The organism is Rhizobium sp. CAU 1783, assembly GCF_054551725.1.
Genome location: NZ_JBTOLM010000003.1, coordinates 290,126 through 306,904, shown reverse-complemented (window position 1 = coordinate 306,904; position 16,779 = coordinate 290,126). Strand labels below are relative to the sequence as shown.

Here is a 16,779-nt window from a genome sequence, read left to right as displayed (position 1 = left end):
AGCAGAAGGGGAATGGTGGAAGGCCTTTATAGCCTTCCTTGTCGAAAGAGCCGGATTTCGTCAGGCTTCTACGGGGCCAAGCTCGCCGCGTTCGCGCCGGTAGCGTAGCCTGAGGCGTGGTGCGATGTGCCGGGCGATAAAGGGCGAAATCGCAAATGCCAGCACCACGACGGCGGGCAACAGGTACTTGGCATTCTCGTTAAGCGCCGGGACCGAAAGAACGGTGATCGCGCCGATACCGAAGACGACGGCGTTGGCCATCATCGCTACGCATATGGTGATAAAGGTGTCGGTCTTCATGGAACATGCTCCTTGCGGTGGATCGCTTACGGTCGAACGCCGCGATCGGCGGTTTGTTCCGAAAAAGGTCCGCATTCATCAAGATCCGGCGGGTTCGCCCCAACCTTTCCTTAACCCACTTAGTGTATATGAGCGATACTGAATTTAATTGACAGGACGAGCAGCCGGATGTCCAAACCGACCTTCCGCTTTACCCATTACGATATGAAGGAACAGCGTGCCGGAGCGATCATCGAAGTGACGTTGTCCGCCGTGAACAATGTGCGGCTGATGAATGCCGGCAATTTCCAGCGTTTCAAGGAAGCGCTCGATTTCAAGTATGTCGGTGGGGTTGCCAAGAAGTCGCCGGTCAAGCTCGTCATTCCGGAACCAGGCCACTGGCATCTGATCGTCGACATGGAAGGGCATCACGGGCTGGCGGATTCGTCGGTGAAGATGCTCGCTGCACCGGCACCGGCCAAGCAGCAGAAGGCGTCCTGACACCCACCTAGAGCATTGCCGGCGAAAACGGAGCGCCTCCAATGTTCGATGTCATTGCTTTAACGCCATTGCGGACGCAAAACCGCTTCACACCTTTGCTGGATCTGCTCTAGCTGTTGCGCTCACGCCTCAGCTTCGCCCACCAGTCCAGCCGCTTGCGGATCTCCCGCTCGAACCCGCGTTCTGGCGGATCGTAGAAGGTCTTGCGCCCCATCTTCTCCGGAAAATAGTCCTGGCCTGAAAAGGCGTCCGGCTCGTCGTGGTCGTAACGATAACCTTCGTTGTAGCCCTCGGCCTTCATGAGCTTGGTCGGGGCGTTCAAAATATGCTTGGGCGGCAGCAGCGAACCGTGCTCCTTCGCCGCCCGCATCGCCGACTTGAAGGCCGTGTAGACGCCGTTCGACTTCGGTGCGGTGGCGAGATAGACGCAAGCCTGTGCCAGCGCCAGTTCCCCCTCGGGCGAGCCAAGATAATCGTAGGCATCCTTGGCGGCATTGCAGACGACCAGCGCCTGAGGATCGGCAAGACCGATATCCTCGACCGCCATGCGCACCAGGCGCCGGCCGATGAACAGCGGATCCTCGCCCGCGTCGAACATGCGGCAGAGATAATAGAGCGCCGCATCGGGATCCGAGCCGCGCACCGACTTGTGCAGGGCGGAGATCAGATTGTAATGGCCGTCCTGGCCCTTGTCGTAGACGGGGGCACGGCGCTGGACGATACGGGCAAGGCCCTCGGTGTCGAAGACTTCGCCCGGACGGGCGGCGCGCCAGACTTCCTCGGCCAGCGTCAGGGAGGCGCGGCCGTCGCCATCCGCCATGCGGATCAGGCTCGCCCGGGCATTCTCGTCCAGCGGCAGTGGGCGGCCCTCGGCTGCCTCGGCGCGTTTGAGCAGCGTCTCGATGCTCGCCTCGTCATGGGACTTGAACGTCAGAACGCGGGCGCGCGACAGAAGTGCGGCATTGAGTTCGAAGGACGGGTTTTCCGTCGTGGCGCCGACGAGGATGACGGTGCCGTCCTCCATGACCGGCAGAAAGCTGTCCTGCTGGGCGCGGTTGAAACGATGAATCTCGTCGACGAAGAGCAGCGTCTGACGCCCCTCCATGCGGCGCATGCGAGCCGCCTCGAACACCTTCTTGAGATCGGCCACGCCGGAAAAGATCGCCGAGATCTGCTCGAAGGCAAGCCCCGCCTCGCCGGACAGCAGGCGCGCGACCGTGGTCTTTCCCGTACCCGGCGGTCCCCAGAAGATCATCGACCCTAGCGAACCGGAAGCGATCATACGGGCGAGCACGCCGTCCTCCCCGGTCAAATGCTCCTGGCCGGTGACCTCGGCCAGAGATTTCGGCCGAAGCCGGTCGGCCAGCGGCCGGCGGGCCTCCACGTCCTTCGGCACATGCGGGGCGAAGAGATCGCTCATCGGAAGATCTGCCGGATGCGCTGACCGTCGCGTTCGATCTCGACCCGCCAGAAGCCAGGATCGGAGTCCGCGACCTCCGCCATGCCGGCCGTGCTGGTGACAGCAACGCCATTCACGGAAACGATAATGTCATGGGGCTCGAAACCGAGCCGGGCTGCCGGCGATCCTCCGACGACGTCAGTAATCACCACGCCAATGACTTCGGAGGGCATCTTCAATTCATAGGCAAGCTTCGGCGAGAGATTGGCGACCTTGGCGCCGGCAAAGGGGCTGCGTCCTTCGATGAGACGTTCGTCGCGCGGTGTGGTTTCCGGCGCGCCCGAGAGGGTCATGGAGATGTCCTTCTCATTGCCATCCTCGCGAACGGTGAGCGTGACCGGCTTGCCGAGACCCGCCGTGGTGAGGCGATAGCCGAGCGCGTCGGGATGCTCCACCGGCATGCCGTCGACCGCGATGACGACCTGGCCCGCCTTCAGGCCTGCCTTGGCAGCGGGACCGTCATCTAGAACCCTGACAACAAGTGCGCCGCGCACGGTGTCGAGACCCAGCGCCTCGGCAACATCTGAGGTCACCGGATCGAACGTCGCGCCCACATAGGGACGCTCGAAGCTCGCGGCACCGCCTTCGGCAGCGTTCAGGAAGACCTTGACGAGATTGGCGGGAATGGCGAAGCCGACGCCGTTCGAACCGCCGCCCTTGGAAAAGATGGCAGTGTTGATGCCGATCAGCTCACCCTTCATGTTCATCAGCGCGCCACCGGAATTGCCCGGATTGATCGCCGCGTCGGTCTGGATGAAGAAGCCGAAATCGCCTTCGTTGATGCTGTTGCGGGCAAGACCCGAAACGATACCGCTCGTCACCGTCTGGCCGACACCGAAGGGATTGCCGATGGCAAGCACCAGATCGCCGACCTCGAGACGGTCGGAATCGCCGATCGCGAGGGCCGGAAGCTCTTCCTTCGCATCGATCTTGAGGACCGCGAGGTCCAAGCGATCATCCTTCAACACCACCTTCACCGGAAATTCGCGGCCGTCGGAGAGCGCGACCTTGATGTCGTCAGCTCCGTCGATCACGTGGTTGTTGGTCACCACCATGCCGTTGGCACCGACGATGACGCCGGATCCGAGCGAGGACTGCTTCTCGGTCCGGTTCGGCATCTGCTGGCCGAAGAAGTGTTCGAAGAAGGGGTCACCGGCAAAGGGGGAAGCCCGCCGCTGGACCAGGCGCTCGGCATAGACGTTCACCACCGCGCCATGGGTCTGCCTGACCAGCGGCGCGAAGGAAAGCTGCATCTCGGTTGCCGTCTGCGGAACGCGGAGCTCCTCGGCGCGCACTGACAAGGGCGCGCACATCACAAGTGCCAGCGCCGAGATTGCGACACCACGAACAAAACCCTGCATGGAATTCTCCTGCCTGAAAGATAGGACGTTTTAGCGCCCGGAGCGGAAAAGGAAAGCACGCTGAGGCGGCACCGGACGGCGCAGCACCAAAGTTAGTGGCGATTTGAACTTTTCCAAGGCGAAGACGTTGGCGAACCACAGGGTATTCGAAGCAGGAGCCAATGCCGATGTCAGTAACCAGCCGTCCCGGCCCCACCGTCACCGCGCTGTTGACCGCTGTCCCCATTCTTGCGTTTTCGAGCGCAGCCTCGGCCGCGAGTTTCGACTGCAACAGGCAGGGTTTGGCCGCGGACGAGGTGGCGATCTGTGAAAACCGCGACCTCAATGACCTCGATGTGAAGATGGTCACGACGTTCGAGTTGATCTCCGGTCTCCTGCCGATGGGAAACCGCGGCGAACTGCAGGACCAGCAGTCCGCCTGGTTGAGACAGCGCCAGGACTGTGGCGCAGACGTCGATTGCCTGGAAAGGGCCTATGAGGACCGCATCACTCAAATCAACCGCGTCTACGACACGATCGAAAAGACCCAGTGATTTCGCTAGATAGTTATTTCGCTATTCAGCTAAATACACTTCTTAACTTCCGTATCTTTCAAGACTTGGCGCCCGCTCTAATGCCGCGCATTGCGAATGCGAACAGAAGCAACGTAACCACAACATGATAAAGAACTCGCGGATCCGCCGGATTTCCGATGACAAAACCGAAGGACAGGACAACGGCCAGCCAGCCGGCGCAGCCGATGGCAGCGAGCGCGGACAAGGCCCGATCCGATTGCCGGCGCGCCCGCAAGCCGCAAAGCAGCGCAAGAAGGACGGCAAAGCCGCTCGAGCCGAGAGACCAGACGAGCTCGGGACTTCCCCAGCCAAAGGTGAGGAAAGATCCGTAAGCATGCAGAAGCGCGCCGATGAACAGCACCAAGGACAGGACGAGTTCAGCAATCATCATTGAAACATACCTTTTTGAAAAAACATGAGCGATCGTCAATCGGCAGCGTTTCTCCGCCCCGCCAAGGCACGATAACGGGAAACTCATCGACCGCAATGCCGGAACGAGTGCCATCGACCGGGTAGAACGACCGGACGATTCCAGCATGGAGCGGACCGAGCTTCGGCAGGCGGTGATGTGTCCCGGGACCGAAGGGACGCGGAATTGCCGGGGGATATTGCGCCTCTGCTTCAAAACCCTCTGCCATCGACCCTCAATGTTGGGCTAGGATGAAGCCCGTGCCCCCCAAGATATTTCAGAGACACGGTATTTCGGGCCGGGCTGTCCCGCCTGCCCTTCGGAGTGGTTTTATTGAGTTTTGATCAGTTGTACGAGGCAGGCGGCCGCGCGATGGCGACGGGCCGCAGCATTCTCATCACGGGTGGCGCCGGTTTTCTCGGATCGCACCTTGCCGAAAGGCTCGCTTCAAGGGGCGCTCGCGTCTTCTGCCTCGACAACTTCGTCACCGGTCGGCGCGACAATCTGCTTGACGCGCAGAAGACCGGGGACGTCACGATCGTCGATCACGACATCACCGACGGCATCCCGGACGCCCTGCCGCGCTTCGACGAGATCTACAATCTCGCCTGCCCCGCCTCGCCGGTGCACTACCAGGCCGATCCGGTCGCGACCGCATTGGTCAACAGTCACGGTACGCTAAACGTGCTACGCCGGGCTGAACGCGACGCGGCATGCGTTTTCCATGCCTCGACCTCCGAAGTCTACGGCGATCCGGAAGTGCATCCGCAGCGGGAGGACTATCGGGGTAATGTCAATCCAGTCGGCCCCCGCTCCTGCTACGACGAGGGCAAGCGGTTTGCCGAAATGCTCTGCGCCGATTTCGCCAGAACCCGCGGCCTCACGCTCAGGATGGCGCGGATCTTCAACACCTACGGCCCCCGCATGCGCGAGGACGACGGACGTGTCGTCTCGAATTTCGTCGCCCAGGCGTTGCGCGGCGAAGCGCTGACGATCTATGGCGACGGAAGGCAGACGCGATCATTCTGTTATGTCGATGACCTCATCCGCGGCATCGACCTCCTGATGCACTGTCCCAAGGCCGACGGCCCCGTCAATCTCGGCAATCCTCAGGAATTCACCGTGGAGGCGCTGGCACGCCTCGTTCTCGACATCACCGGATCGCGCTCGCCGATCGTAAGCCTGCCCCTTCCCGTCGACGACCCGAGGCGCCGTCGGCCGGATATCGGCAAGATGGCCAGCCTGACCGGCTGGCATCCGGAAACGGCACTCGAAGCTGGAATTGGGAAAACGGTCGCCCACTTTGAGCACGAGATCCACAAAAGTGCCGGCGAGACGGTCGGCAGGACAGCGGAGCGCCTGGCATGAGCTGGTTCCGGCGCGCCAACAACGGCATCAAGGCGTTGACGATCAACCCGCCCAAGGAAAGACCCGGACGGCACGGTATCGCGATCGCCGCCTGTGTGAAGAATGAGGAGCCTTACATCGCGGAATGGCTGCGCTTCCACCGGGCAGTGGGGGTTCGCCATTTCATTCTCTATGACCACGGATCGGAGGACGATACGGTCGAGGAGATCCGCCGGGTCCTGCAGCCGGACGAATTGACATTGCTGCCATGGGCCGGACGGATCGTCGCCACGAAGACCGACCTTCTGATCGACTGGCAAGTGGTGGCCTTTGCCCATGCAATCCAGAATTTCGGCGCAGATTTCCGACGCATCGCCTTCATCGACGCCGATGAGTTCCTCCTGCCCAGGCAGGCCTCAACAGTCGAAGAGGCGCTCGCTGCGGCCGGCGACTTCCCCAACATCGCGCTTCCCTGGCACATGTTCGGCACCGGCGGACACAAGACCAAGCCGGCGGGACCGGTTGCCACGAGCTACACGCTGCGCAGCTCGGATCCGATGAGCCGGCTAAAGCATGCGAGCAATTTCAAATGCATTGTTGACCCGTGCGAGGTGACGCAGGTGAGCGTGCACAGCTTCGAAACGCGTAGCCACGGCAACGTGGCGTCGAATGACGCCGGACGGCGGGCGGCCGGCAACGACCGCAAGAAACCTGAGTTCTATTCCAACGCCTTCCTGCAGCTGAACCACTACTACAGCAAGTCGGAGGCGGAATTTGCCGCCAAGCTTGCACGCGGGGCGATCTTTTCGCTGACCCGCAACCACATCCCCGACCGGATGACCACGACGATCCGCAATATCGAGCGGTCCCAGGTCGAGGACCGGGCCATGGTGGAGTTCATCAAGCGGCAAGGCATCGAGCTCGAGGACGCTCCCGGCGCTGCCTATCAAGCACGTTAGGCGTCGCGGTCTTTGCGCAAAAAAGAACGCCGGCGGCAATAGCCACCGGCGTTCGTTTCAGAAATTCAAACTTCTCCCGGCTTATTCCGGCAGGATGCGCACCGCGCCGCGGTCGGCGGAGCTGGCGAAGGCGGCATAGGCCTTGAGCGCGGTCGTCACGTTGCGCTTGCGCGGCGTTGCCGGCTTCCAGCCAAAGGCGTCCTGCTCGGCGCGGCGACGGGCGAGTTCGTCCTCGGCAACAGCCAGGTTGATCGTACGGTTCGGGATGTCGATCTCGATCGTATCACCGTCACGGACCAGACCGATCATGCCGCCATTCGCCGCTTCCGGCGAGGCATGGCCGATGGAGAGACCCGAGGTGCCGCCGGAGAAGCGGCCGTCGGTGATCAGAGCGCAGGCCTTGCCGAGGCCCTTCGACTTCAGGTAGCTCGTCGGATAGAGCATTTCCTGCATGCCGGGGCCGCCCTTCGGGCCTTCGTAGCGGATGACGACGACGTCGCCGGCGACGACCTCGTTGGACAGGATCGCCTTCACGGCCGCATCCTGGCTTTCATAGACTTTGGCCGGGCCGGTGAATTTCAGGATCGACTCGTCGACGCCCGCCGTCTTCACGATGCAGCCGTCGAGCGCGATGTTGCCCTTCAGAACCGCAAGACCGCCGTCCTTGGAGAACGGGTGTTCGACCGAGCGGATAATGCCCTTTTCGCCGTCGGTGTCGAGTTCTTCCCAGCGCGCATTCTGCGAGAAGGCAACCTGGGTCGGTACGCCGCCGGGTGCCGCCTTGAAGAATTCGCGAACCGTCTCGGAATTGGTGCGGGTGATGTCCCACCGGTCGATCGCGTCGCCGAGGGTGGCAGCATGCACGGTCGGGCACTCACGGTTGATCAGGCCACCGCGCTCGAGCTCGCCGAGGATGCGCATGATGCCGCCGGCGCGGTGAACGTCTTCCATATGGACGTCGTTCTTGGCCGGAGCGACCTTGGAAAGGCACGGCACCTTGCGGGACATGCGGTCGATGTCGTCCATGGTGAAGTCGACTTCCGCCTCGTGGGCGGCCGCCAGGATGTGCAGGACCGTATTGGTCGATCCGCCCATCGCGATGTCGAGCGCCATGGCATTCTCAAACGCAGCCTTGGAAGCGATGGTGCGCGGCAGGACGGTGGTGTCCTCCTGCTCGTAGTAGCGGCGGGCGAGATCGACGATCAGATGGCCGGCCTCGACGAACAGGCGCTTGCGGTCGCCATGAGTGGCGAGCGTCGAGCCGTTGCCCGGCAGAGAGAGGCCGAGCGCTTCGGTCAGGCAGTTCATCGAGTTGGCGGTGAACATGCCAGAGCAAGATCCGCAAGTCGGACAGGCCGAACGCTCGATCGCCTGGACGTCCTCGTCGGACACGGAGTCGTCGGCGGCGGCGACCATTGCGTCGACGAGATCAAGCGCGTGCTTCTTGCCGTGCAGAACGACCTTGCCGGCCTCCATCGGGCCACCGGAGACGAAGACGGCCGGAATATTGAGGCGAAGCGCCGCCATCAGCATGCCGGGGGTGATCTTGTCGCAGTTCGAGATGCAGACCATGGCGTCGGCGCAATGGGCGTTGACCATGTATTCGACCGAATCCGCGATCAGTTCGCGGCTCGGCAGCGAATACAGCATGCCGTCGTGGCCCATGGCGATGCCGTCATCGACGGCGATCGTGTTGAATTCCTTCGCGACGCCGCCGGCGGCCTCGATTTCGCGGGCGACCAGCTGGCCGAGATCCTTCAGGTGCACATGGCCCGGAACGAACTGGGTGAACGAGTTGACCACGGCGATGATCGGCTTGCCGAAATCGCTGTCCTTCATGCCGGTGGCGCGCCAAAGGCCGCGCGCACCCGCCATGTTGCGGCCGTGGGTGGTGGTTCTCGAACGATAGGCTGGCATCGGTGTTACCTCGGATTTGTTCTGTCGCGCGGAATGACCCGTCGGCATGCCCGGCCAAAGGCCCTGGACATGCCCGCTTTTGCGATCTTTCGTAAAGGATCAGGCTCGGGCTGTCACTATCGGCAACCGGCAATTCGGTACGCCAGAGGATAACAGCTGGCAGGCCGGGATTCCAGCCGCAACTCACCCCCCCCGCCGGTCCGGACAGAGCCTCCAATGGCTCAAGGCCCGTCACGCCCTCGCCTCGCCAGAGGCGGGGGCCGCGTCTTCCCCGACCGGGGAAGGCTTTGAATTTCGCACAGGTCAGGCGACGTTGCGCGGAGCTTCCATCTCGTGCACGGCCTTGCGGATTTCCGCCCGGAATGCCGGCGTGTCATGCTCGCCGTGAACCGACACGGCATGCACGACGGCAGCATTGACGAGTTCGTCCATGCTGTCGGCGGAAATGGCTACGGTACACTTCATTTCGCTCGGGAACTCCCGGCAGTCGATAAATTTGCGGCCCATTTTGTCCTCCCTGACAAGCCTTGCCTTCGAGAAACCCAGCCCGCAAACATTCTACTCCCCTTGCCGGGCGACGACAAACGACAAAGCCGGTCAGGCCCGATCGGAGCGTCCCGCGGCGGGTATACCCCGGGGGGCGGGCGACTACACGAGATTGTGGTCGAAAGTTTCTTTTCGTCGGCGTGAAACTCTGCTCTCTTCCCTTACGTAATAGGGTCAGAGACCTGAACCACAGCGAAAGAGCATCGCCATGTCCCGCTATCGTCCGCCCCGCATCGCCTCGAGCGAAGTCACCCCGCAGTCGCTCTACATCAACCGACGGAGTCTGATCGGCGCAGCGGCGAGCGGACTGGCCTTCGCGGCGGCGCCGAAAGCGTTTGCTGCCGCGCTTTCCGCATCACCCAGCCGCTACGTGCTGACGGAAAAACAGACGACCAAGGAAGACGCGACCACCTACAACAACTTCTACGAATTCGGCACCGGCAAGTCCGACCCGGTCGCCAATTCCGGTTCCTTCACGACTCGGCCCTGGTCCATCGAGGTCGGGGGACTGGTCGCGAAGCCGCAGATCATCGACATCGAAACGATCCTCAAGGACTTCGCCATGGAAGAGCGCGTCTACCGGATGCGTTGCGTCGAAGCCTGGTCGATGGTGATCCCGTGGATCGGCTTCCCGTTGTCGGCCCTTCTCGACCGCGTCGAACCGCTCGGCAGCGCCAAATATGTTGCCTTCGAAACGGTGGTGCGGCCAGAGGAAATGCCGGGCCAGAGCGGGCTCTTCCAGCCTCTGCCCTGGCCCTATGTGGACGGGCTTCGGCTCGACGAGGCGCGTCATCCGCTGACGATCCTCGCGACCGGACTCTATGGGGAGACGCTTCCCAATCAGAACGGCGCGCCGCTTCGCCTCGTCGTACCGTGGAAATATGGCTTCAAGGGCATCAAGTCGATCGTGCGGATCACGCTCACCGAGAAGGAACCGCCCTGCTCGTGGAACATCGCGGCCCCGAGCGAATACGGGTTCTACGCCAATGTGAACCCGGCAGTGGACCATCCGCGATGGAGCCAGGCGAGCGAACGGCGTATCGGCGAGGCCGAGGGGCTGTTCGGCGGCGCGCGCATCGCAACACTTCCGTTCAACGGTTATGCCGACGAGGTCGCGAGCCTCTATACCGGCATGGACCTGGCGAAGTCGTTCTGAGATGGCCGGTCTTGCCCTGCCCGCGCGTCTCAAGCCAGCATCCGTCTGGACGCTCTATGCGGTTGGACTGCTGCCGGGTCTGTACGCTTTTTATCTCGGCATTTTCGGAGGTCTTGGAGCCGATCCGGTCCGGGCATTCGAGCACCTGCTCGGCCTCTGGGCCTTGCGCTTCCTTTGTCTCGGGCTCGCCGTCACGCCGCTTCGCGACTTGTTAGGCATTAACCTAATTAGCTACCGACGAGCACTCGGCCTCCTGGCCTTCTATTATGTGCTCGCCCACTTCACCGTCTACCTGACGCTGGATCGCGGGTTGATCTTCTCATCGATCCTCGGCGACATCGCCAAGCGGCCCTATATCATGCTGGGCATGGCCGGACTGCTGATGCTGATCCCGCTCGCAGCGACGTCCAACCGGTGGTCGATCCGGCGACTCGGACAGAACTGGAACCGGTTGCACAAGCTGGTCTATGTGATCGCCGCCGCCGCCGTCCTTCACTATGCCCTGTCGCTCAAGGCTGTGACGGCCGAACCCGCCTTCTACATCGCCGTCGTGACCGTGCTTCTCGCCTACCGCCTGGTGCGACCGAAGGTGACGGAATGGAAGCGCGGACGGCGAAGGACAGATGGCGGCGGGGTGACGGTACGGCACGTGAGGTGACACATTCCCCATCTGTGTTTCGTTCGCTGCCGGAGAGCCGTCATGATCTGCCCTTCCCGCGTATTCGTCCTCGCCCCACGGTCACCATGACCAGGCCGGCGATCAGTCCGAAAGCCATGAAGGGCCAAAGAATTGCAAAGGACAGTTCATCGCCGCTGGCGGGCCAGCTGGGGGGACCCATGCGAACATCGCACGCCGTAGCGCCAAACGCGAAGATACTGAACGACAATTTGACGGCAAAAAACGTCTGCCAAAGCAGTACAGGCAATGCGGGCCCGCAGAGCAGAAATGCCAAGCGGAAATTCCTGCTTAGGAACAGTGAGACAAGGGAAATCAGATAGAGCACAATTGACAGCACTACACCCCAAAGCTCATGCGCCGCGCCGCCGGTACATGTGCCGGATAGGCCGGCCAACAGTGTATTGAGCGCAGCGGAGTACATGGTCAGGACAGCAATGACGTTCCATATCATCTGAGCACTTCCCTAAGCCCCCTGAACGGTGAACGCCGCTTATGTATCGAGCTCGCTGGTCAACCATAGTGGCAAGCCAACCGGCGCCTTGCCCGTCACGGCGGCCCCAGCGCAATCGGCGAGGCCGGCGAAGCGGACCTGCTTTCCACTCAGTCCGGGGCCGTAATGGGCGTATTTTCCGGAATTGGTCAGGATGGTCCGGGCGTTCGGCGGGACGATAGGCTGCATGACCGTGCACCAGCAGGCGTCGCAAACGAAGGTCGCCCCGAAGGATTCGAGGTCCCCGGCAATGCCCGCCTCGATCACCCGGGCGTGGGTGGCGCGGCTGACGGTAATCGTCACGGTCACGTCCGGGTTCTTTGTCCGCCCGGCAAGAAGATCGGCGAGTGCCTTGCATTCGTCGAAGGAGAAATGCGGATTTCCGAACGCGACGAGATCGATTGGCTCGCCCGTCGTCGGATTGAAGTGATGCCAGTCGTCGGCGAGGTCATGCCGTGTGACTCCGACAGTCGGCAGATCCGCGCCTCCGGTTGCCTGTGCCAGCGACGCCGCTTCGGGCGTCACACCAACAATGTGGAACATCGGCGCTGCGGACGTGGTGGCGAAGGCCGCGCCGAAGGCCTTCAAGTCGTCGGCGGACGGGCGGGCATCCTCCAAGCCGGTGATCGCCGGGATGGCGTTGGGCGCAAGCGTACCGATACGGTAGCCGAGCAGCGGCCAGAAGCTGTCGTCGCGGCCATCCATCTTCTCCACGTCGACGACCACGCGGGCCCTGCGGTTTTCCATCAGATGGCAGCCCGCATGGGGCGCACGGCCGGTCAACGCGATACAGATATCGAGAAAATCCGGATATTTCATCGTGCGGGCGCCTAGCACGCTGTTGGCATAGACGACGGCATTGGACTCGGCCCAGGCGACATCCTCGCCCGCGGCGGGTGCGCTGTCGAGCTGGTAGGGCGCACAGGTGAAGGTCGGCCGGGCACCCATTCGCACATAGGCGTCGGCGAGTGCCCCGGCCGCGGTGGAGAGAACCGGATCGGTGCCCTGCTCGCGCCAGCGGGCCTGATCGACGGAGATCGCATTGAGCGATGTCGGAACGACGACCCTGCCGCCCCAGTCAGCGAGTTTTTCGGCGAAATCGAGGCTCGCCGGACCGGTGTAGATGCAGCCGTCGACATGGACCTGGGTGACGTCGATCAGTTTTTCCGCACCCAGCAGGTCCGCCATGCGGCGGACGATCCGCATGGCCGTGCGGGTTGCCTTCGGGGCATCCTCCGACAGGAGCGCGAGATCGGACGCGGTCAAGGCAACCGAGGACGACGGCTTCGCCGGCAGCACCGGGACGGCAGGCGACGTGGCGCCGGGTTCATGGACCAGACCGTTTCCGATGTAAAGACGCGCCACTCCCTCAAGGTCGGCGAATGCCGCAGGCGTGATCACCGCGATCGGCAGGGAACGGTCGTACATCTCCTCGGCAACAATGACCCCAAGGGTGAGGATTTCCTCGTTCTGACAGAAGACCATGCCGGCCGGCGCCGTGCCGGCAAGGATGAGCTGCATCAGCACGGCGCTGCCGGTGCAGGAGCCGCGGCCGCCGGGAATGGCAAGGATCGCCCCCTTCAGACACTTGCCGTGCAGCGGATGTGCCTGGTCGATGACAATGCCGGTGTCCGGATCGACGCCGCCCCAGAAACTGAGGGCGGTGTCGGACCAGAGGAGAGGTCCCTCGGCCACGCCCTCGATCAGCATGCGTGCGGTGGAGGCAAACGGCGCCCGTTCGATTTCGGCAGACATACGCTTCTCATCCTCCAGAATTCCGGCCTCAACCTTCCGATACCGAGCTCAAGGCATTTAACTCGACTACCATGCCGGCGGAGCAAATCAAGCAGAGCCCCTTGTCTCAACCGTCGGCATCGGATGTCATGCGCCGGGGGGAACAGTTTCCTGAAGAAAAACTTTGAAGGCATGTCGAATCCGGTCACGGCCGTTCGTCATAGGATCATGCGCCAGGGAGCGCGGATCGGAAACCAAGGAGAAAAGCAATGCGTGTCATGGTGATGGTGAAGGCGACGGAAGACAGCGAAGCCGGCATCCTGCCCTCCAACGAGCTCGGCGAAGCGATGGGCAAGTTCAACGAGGAGCTGGTCCAGGCCGGGATCCTTCTGTCCGGCGACGGGTTAAAGCCCACCAAGTTCGGCAAACGGATCGCCTTCGACGGCGACAGCCGCCGGGTCATCGACGGACCCTTCGCGGAAACGCGTGAACTCGTGGCCGGATACTGGGTCTGGGAGGTACGTGACATGGACGAGGCTGTGGAATGGGTGAAACGCTGCCCGAACCCGATGCCGGGTCCGAGCGAGATCGAAATCCGCCAGTTCTACACGATCGAGGACTTCGCGGAGACGCTGACGCAGGAGACGATCGATCTGCATCACCGCAATGCCGACACGCTGGCCAGGCAGCAGACAGAGAAGAGCTGAGGGAGCAAGGCACATCATGAGCAAGATGATCTTCATCAACCTGCCGGTCACCGACCTTGGCGCCTCGCCCCGGTTCTACGAGGCGCTCGGGGCGACCCGAAACCCTCAGTTCTCCAACGAGAACGCCGCCTGCATGATGCTCTCCGACACGATCGGCGTGATGATTCTGACCCACGACTTCTACCGCACCTTCACCAGCCGGCCGATCGCGGATGCCCGGGCGACGAGCCAGACGCTGCTGGCCCTGACGGTTGCGGAGCGGGCCGAGGTCGACCGCGTTCTGGAAGCGACTGTCTCGAGCGGTGGGCGCGCCGATCCGAACCCGCCTCAGGATCACGGCTTCATGTTCAGCCGCTCGGTGGAGGATCCGGACGGCCATGTCTGGGAGATCTTCTGGATGGATCCGGCCGCAGCCGGCGGCGACGCGCCGCCCGCATAACGCGCGATCCGGATTGACTGGCATGGGCCGGTGTCCATAATCCCGGCCCATGCAGCAAGCCGAAACCTACAAAACAACGGAAACCGTCTTCCGGATGGAACGCGCTCGGCTGATCGCCGCTCTAGCGAAACTGGTTCGTGACGTCGGATTGGCCGAGGAACTGGCGCAGGATGCCCTTGTCGCAGCCCTTGCCGAGTGGCCGAAGCGCGGCATACCGGACAAGCCCGCAGCCTGGCTGATGGCAGCCGCGCGCCGTCGCGCGATCGACGGCTTCCGGCGCCAGCGGATGATCGCCCGCAAGAATACGGAAATCGTCACCGAATTCGGGACGGATCACCACGACCCGGCTACCGAAATCGAGGCGGCCATGGACGACGACATCGGTGACGAGCGCCTGAGTCTGATCTTCACTGCCTGCCATCCCCTGCTTTCGCTCGACCAGCGCGTGGCGCTGACACTCAAGCTGATCGGCGGGCTGACGACGCAGGAGATCGCGCGGGCCTTCCTGTCGAGCCAAACGACGATCGCCCAGCGCATCGTCAGGGCCAAGAAGGCGCTCGGATCGGCCGGGCTCCCCTATGCGGTGCCTCAGGCCGACGAACTGCCTGCCCGCCTCGCCCCCGTTCTTGAGGTGATCTATCTGATCTTCAACGAGGGCTATGCCGCCAGCGCAGGCACGGACCTGATCCGCCCGCAACTCTGCGCGGAGGCGTTGAGACTGGGGCGGATCCTGACTGGGCTTCAGCCGGACGAGCCGGAAGTTCAGGCATTGCTTGCGCTCATGGAAATCCAGGCCTCGCGCCTTCCGGCACGGGTCGGTGCCGACGGCGTGCCGTTGACCCTTGCCGAGCAGAACCGGGCGCGCTGGGACCATTTACTGATCCGCCGCGGGCTGGACGGACTGGACCGCGTGGAACGCCTCAACGGCGCCGAAGGCAGCTACGCCCTTCAGGCGGCGCTCGCGGCATGCCACGCCCGGGCAATGCGCTACGAGGATACCGACTGGCACCGCATCGCCGGGCTCTATGACAGGCTGCTTGATGTCACGCCCTCGCCCGTTGTTGCGCTCAATCGCGCAGTCGCACATGCAATGGCCTTCGGCCCGGAGAAGGGGCTCGCCTTGGTCGCAGATCTGGAACAAGAACCTGCACTCGCGGGCTATGCGCCGTTGGCCGCGGCACGCGCCGACTTCCTGTTCAGGGCCGGGCGGCAGGCCGAGGCGAAAGCAAGCTATGAGCGGGCGGCAGCGCTATCCGGCAATGCCGGGGAGCGGGCCTTCCTGATGCGTCGCGCCGAACAGTGCGTGGCGTTATGACCTTGGGCGGGCGCAGGCGGGCTTGTTATTGCGGAATGTGGATCTTCTCACGGATATGCTTCAACGAGGCGACGATGGTGAAGGTCATAATCACCAGGAGCGTCCACGAGCTCCATTTGCCGAGATGCACGGTCGACCAGGCCCCGAGCTGATTGGGGTAGTGCCACACCGCGAAAAAGGTGGAGATGTTCTCCGCCAGCCAGATGAAGAAGCCGATCAGGATGAAGGACAGGATCATCGGCATCTTCCTGTCGCGATCGAAAGGCCGGTAGATGACGGTAGCGCGCGCATAAAGGCCGATCGCAAGGGCGGCGATGTACCAGCGATAGTCGCCGATGAAATGATGGGTGAAGAAATTCAGGTAGATCGCGAGGGCGACCAAGGCCGCCATCCAGTAAGGAGGATGATGGCGAATCCGGACATGCAGGAGACGCCAGGCCTGGATGATATAGCTGCCGACGGCCGCGTACATGAAACCCGAGAAGAGCGGCACGCCGAGCACCTTCGTGTAGGCGAAATCCGGATATGACCAGGACTGGATGGCGCCGGAAGTCTTGAACACCTCCAGCGCGAAGCCGACAACATGGAACAGACAGATCGCCTTGAGTTCGTCCAGTGTTTCCAGCTTTGCCCAGACCATCCAGATCTGAATGGCAAGGGCGATGACCAACAGGAGATCGTAGCGCGGAATGCCGAACAGCCCGTCCCGTGGGGTGACGAAGATCGACACGAAAAACAGGCCGGCGAAAAGGCACGCGCGCGCCTCCTTGATGCCAAAAAGCAAGAACTCCGCGATGAAGCGTCGGAAAACGGAGAGTTCCGGGGCCGGCGGCGGATCCATCAGAATACGATCGAGATCTTCGAGCCGCGGCAGGCTCCGCATGGGAAAAGTCGTCATCTGGCTGATAGATCCCTCGTCTGCACTTG

At 62.6% G+C, this 16,779-nt stretch carries 18 protein-coding genes; 9 read left to right on the top strand and 9 right to left on the bottom strand.

Translation table 11 applies throughout. From position 1 onward, the window contains the following. Nucleotides 1-60: 60 nt before the first annotated feature. Nucleotides 61-300: a hypothetical protein gene (locus tag ACX93L_RS15265; protein ID WP_459405617.1), complete on the bottom strand. Its 240-nt coding sequence runs from the start codon at nt 298-300 to the stop codon at nt 61-63. 168 nt (nt 301-468) lie between these two features. Here ACX93L_RS15265 and ACX93L_RS15260 point away from each other — a divergent pair, with 168 nt between their 5' ends. Further along, nucleotides 469-780, top strand: a complete 312-nt coding sequence (locus tag ACX93L_RS15260) for a DUF1883 domain-containing protein (RefSeq protein WP_459405616.1) — start codon at nt 469-471, stop codon at nt 778-780. Nucleotides 781-889: 109 nt separating this feature from the next. Here ACX93L_RS15260 and ACX93L_RS15255 read toward each other — a convergent pair whose 3' ends face one another. Together ACX93L_RS15255 and ACX93L_RS15250 are read right to left on the bottom strand one after the other, a co-directional pair. After that, on the bottom strand, nt 890-2,200 hold the full coding sequence (locus tag ACX93L_RS15255) for a replication-associated recombination protein A (protein ID WP_169588588.1): 1,311 nt from the start codon (nt 2,198-2,200) through the stop codon (nt 890-892). Beyond that, nucleotides 2,197-3,600: a DegQ family serine endoprotease gene (locus tag ACX93L_RS15250; protein WP_459405615.1), complete on the bottom strand. Its 1,404-nt coding sequence runs from the start codon at nt 3,598-3,600 to the stop codon at nt 2,197-2,199. Before ACX93L_RS15250 ends, ACX93L_RS15255 begins: the two co-directional genes overlap by 4 nt. Before the next feature lie 167 nt (nt 3,601-3,767). Here ACX93L_RS15250 and ACX93L_RS15245 point away from each other — a divergent pair, with 167 nt between their 5' ends. After that, nucleotides 3,768-4,133: a lysozyme inhibitor LprI family protein gene (locus ACX93L_RS15245; protein WP_459405614.1), complete on the top strand. Its 366-nt coding sequence runs from the start codon at nt 3,768-3,770 to the stop codon at nt 4,131-4,133. Between the two features lie 58 nt (nt 4,134-4,191). On the opposite strand, the gene ACX93L_RS15240 is transcribed toward ACX93L_RS15245, so the two are convergent. Further along, nucleotides 4,192-4,584 (bottom strand): hypothetical protein, encoded by a 393-nt coding sequence (locus tag ACX93L_RS15240; protein WP_459405613.1) that lies wholly within the window; start codon nt 4,582-4,584, stop codon nt 4,192-4,194. 351 nt (nt 4,585-4,935) lie between these two features. Between ACX93L_RS15240 and ACX93L_RS15235 the strand changes: the two genes are divergently transcribed. Together ACX93L_RS15235 and ACX93L_RS15230 are read left to right on the top strand one after the other, a co-directional pair. Next, complete coding sequence (locus tag ACX93L_RS15235) at nt 4,936-5,931, top strand: UDP-glucuronic acid decarboxylase family protein (RefSeq protein ID WP_459405612.1); 996 nt, start codon at nt 4,936-4,938, stop codon at nt 5,929-5,931. After that, a complete protein-coding gene (locus tag ACX93L_RS15230; RefSeq protein ID WP_459405611.1) occupies nt 5,928-6,869 on the top strand; it encodes a glycosyltransferase family 92 protein in 942 nt (313 codons plus the stop codon). Before ACX93L_RS15235 ends, ACX93L_RS15230 begins: the two co-directional genes overlap by 4 nt. An 81-nt stretch (nt 6,870-6,950) precedes the next feature. On the opposite strand, the gene ilvD is transcribed toward ACX93L_RS15230, so the two are convergent. Further along, nucleotides 6,951-8,786 (bottom strand): dihydroxy-acid dehydratase, encoded by a 1,836-nt coding sequence (gene ilvD / locus ACX93L_RS15225; protein ID WP_459405610.1) that lies wholly within the window; start codon nt 8,784-8,786, stop codon nt 6,951-6,953. Nucleotides 8,787-9,089: 303 nt separating this feature from the next. Further along, nucleotides 9,090-9,293 carry a DUF1059 domain-containing protein gene (locus ACX93L_RS15220; protein WP_169588598.1) on the bottom strand — a complete coding sequence of 68 codons (204 nt, stop codon included), beginning with the start codon at nt 9,291-9,293 and terminating at the stop codon, nt 9,090-9,092. Nucleotides 9,294-9,540: 247 nt separating this feature from the next. On the opposite strand from ACX93L_RS15220, the gene msrP reads away from it, so the two are divergent. After that, a complete protein-coding gene (msrP, locus tag ACX93L_RS15215; protein ID WP_459405609.1) occupies nt 9,541-10,488 on the top strand; it encodes a protein-methionine-sulfoxide reductase catalytic subunit MsrP in 948 nt (315 codons plus the stop codon). A gap of 1 nt (nt 10,489) precedes the next feature. After that, complete coding sequence (msrQ, locus tag ACX93L_RS15210) at nt 10,490-11,146, top strand: protein-methionine-sulfoxide reductase heme-binding subunit MsrQ (protein ID WP_459405608.1); 657 nt, start codon at nt 10,490-10,492, stop codon at nt 11,144-11,146. Between the two features lie 40 nt (nt 11,147-11,186). On the opposite strand, the gene ACX93L_RS15205 is transcribed toward msrQ, so the two are convergent. Together ACX93L_RS15205 and lhpI are read right to left on the bottom strand one after the other, a co-directional pair. Next, the gene (locus tag ACX93L_RS15205; RefSeq protein ID WP_459405607.1) at nt 11,187-11,618 is read right to left on the bottom strand and encodes a hypothetical protein; all 432 of its coding nucleotides are present in this window, start codon (nt 11,616-11,618) and stop codon (nt 11,187-11,189) included. A 39-nt stretch (nt 11,619-11,657) separates the two neighbouring features. Beyond that, on the bottom strand, nt 11,658-13,412 hold the full coding sequence (gene lhpI / locus ACX93L_RS15200) for a cis-3-hydroxy-L-proline dehydratase (protein WP_459405606.1): 1,755 nt from the start codon (nt 13,410-13,412) through the stop codon (nt 11,658-11,660). 248 nt (nt 13,413-13,660) lie between these two features. Here lhpI and ACX93L_RS15195 point away from each other — a divergent pair, with 248 nt between their 5' ends. The 3 genes from ACX93L_RS15195 (at nt 13,661) to ACX93L_RS15185 (ending at nt 15,852) form a co-directional block, all read left to right on the top strand. Then, the gene (locus ACX93L_RS15195) at nt 13,661-14,098 is read left to right on the top strand and encodes a YciI family protein (RefSeq protein ID WP_459405605.1); all 438 of its coding nucleotides are present in this window, start codon (nt 13,661-13,663) and stop codon (nt 14,096-14,098) included. A gap of 16 nt (nt 14,099-14,114) precedes the next feature. Beyond that, a complete protein-coding gene (locus ACX93L_RS15190; RefSeq protein WP_459405604.1) occupies nt 14,115-14,537 on the top strand; it encodes a VOC family protein in 423 nt (140 codons plus the stop codon). 94 nt (nt 14,538-14,631) lie between these two features. Beyond that, complete coding sequence (locus ACX93L_RS15185; RefSeq protein WP_459405603.1) at nt 14,632-15,852, top strand: RNA polymerase sigma factor; 1,221 nt, start codon at nt 14,632-14,634, stop codon at nt 15,850-15,852. Between the two features lie 25 nt (nt 15,853-15,877). Here the strand turns inward: ACX93L_RS15185 and ACX93L_RS15180 are convergent, their stop codons facing one another. Further along, a complete protein-coding gene (locus ACX93L_RS15180; RefSeq protein WP_459405602.1) occupies nt 15,878-16,750 on the bottom strand; it encodes a DUF817 domain-containing protein in 873 nt (290 codons plus the stop codon). Nucleotides 16,751-16,779: the final 29 nt, after the last annotated feature.

Coding starts and splice junctions, on each gene's coding strand:
- ACX93L_RS15180 (WP_459405602.1), bottom strand. CDS start 16,750: ATGACGACTTTTCCCATGCGGAGCCTGCCGCGGCTCGAAGATCTCGAT.
- lhpI (WP_459405606.1), bottom strand. CDS start 13,412: ATGTCTGCCGAAATCGAACGGGCGCCGTTTGCCTCCACCGCACGCATG.
- ACX93L_RS15245 (WP_459405614.1), top strand. CDS start 3,768: ATGTCAGTAACCAGCCGTCCCGGCCCCACCGTCACCGCGCTGTTGACC.
- ACX93L_RS15250 (WP_459405615.1), bottom strand. CDS start 3,600: ATGCAGGGTTTTGTTCGTGGTGTCGCAATCTCGGCGCTGGCACTTGTG.
- ACX93L_RS15205 (WP_459405607.1), bottom strand. CDS start 11,618: ATGATATGGAACGTCATTGCTGTCCTGACCATGTACTCCGCTGCGCTC.
- msrQ (WP_459405608.1), top strand. CDS start 10,490: ATGGCCGGTCTTGCCCTGCCCGCGCGTCTCAAGCCAGCATCCGTCTGG.
- ACX93L_RS15230 (WP_459405611.1), top strand. CDS start 5,928: ATGAGCTGGTTCCGGCGCGCCAACAACGGCATCAAGGCGTTGACGATC.
- ACX93L_RS15185 (WP_459405603.1), top strand. CDS start 14,632: ATGGAACGCGCTCGGCTGATCGCCGCTCTAGCGAAACTGGTTCGTGAC.
- msrP (WP_459405609.1), top strand. CDS start 9,541: ATGTCCCGCTATCGTCCGCCCCGCATCGCCTCGAGCGAAGTCACCCCG.
- ACX93L_RS15195 (WP_459405605.1), top strand. CDS start 13,661: ATGCGTGTCATGGTGATGGTGAAGGCGACGGAAGACAGCGAAGCCGGC.
- ACX93L_RS15190 (WP_459405604.1), top strand. CDS start 14,115: ATGAGCAAGATGATCTTCATCAACCTGCCGGTCACCGACCTTGGCGCC.
- ACX93L_RS15220 (WP_169588598.1), bottom strand. CDS start 9,293: ATGGGCCGCAAATTTATCGACTGCCGGGAGTTCCCGAGCGAAATGAAG.
- ACX93L_RS15260 (WP_459405616.1), top strand. CDS start 469: ATGTCCAAACCGACCTTCCGCTTTACCCATTACGATATGAAGGAACAG.
- ACX93L_RS15265 (WP_459405617.1), bottom strand. CDS start 300: ATGAAGACCGACACCTTTATCACCATATGCGTAGCGATGATGGCCAAC.
- ilvD (WP_459405610.1), bottom strand. CDS start 8,786: ATGCCAGCCTATCGTTCGAGAACCACCACCCACGGCCGCAACATGGCG.
- ACX93L_RS15235 (WP_459405612.1), top strand. CDS start 4,936: ATGGCGACGGGCCGCAGCATTCTCATCACGGGTGGCGCCGGTTTTCTC.
- ACX93L_RS15255 (WP_169588588.1), bottom strand. CDS start 2,200: ATGAGCGATCTCTTCGCCCCGCATGTGCCGAAGGACGTGGAGGCCCGC.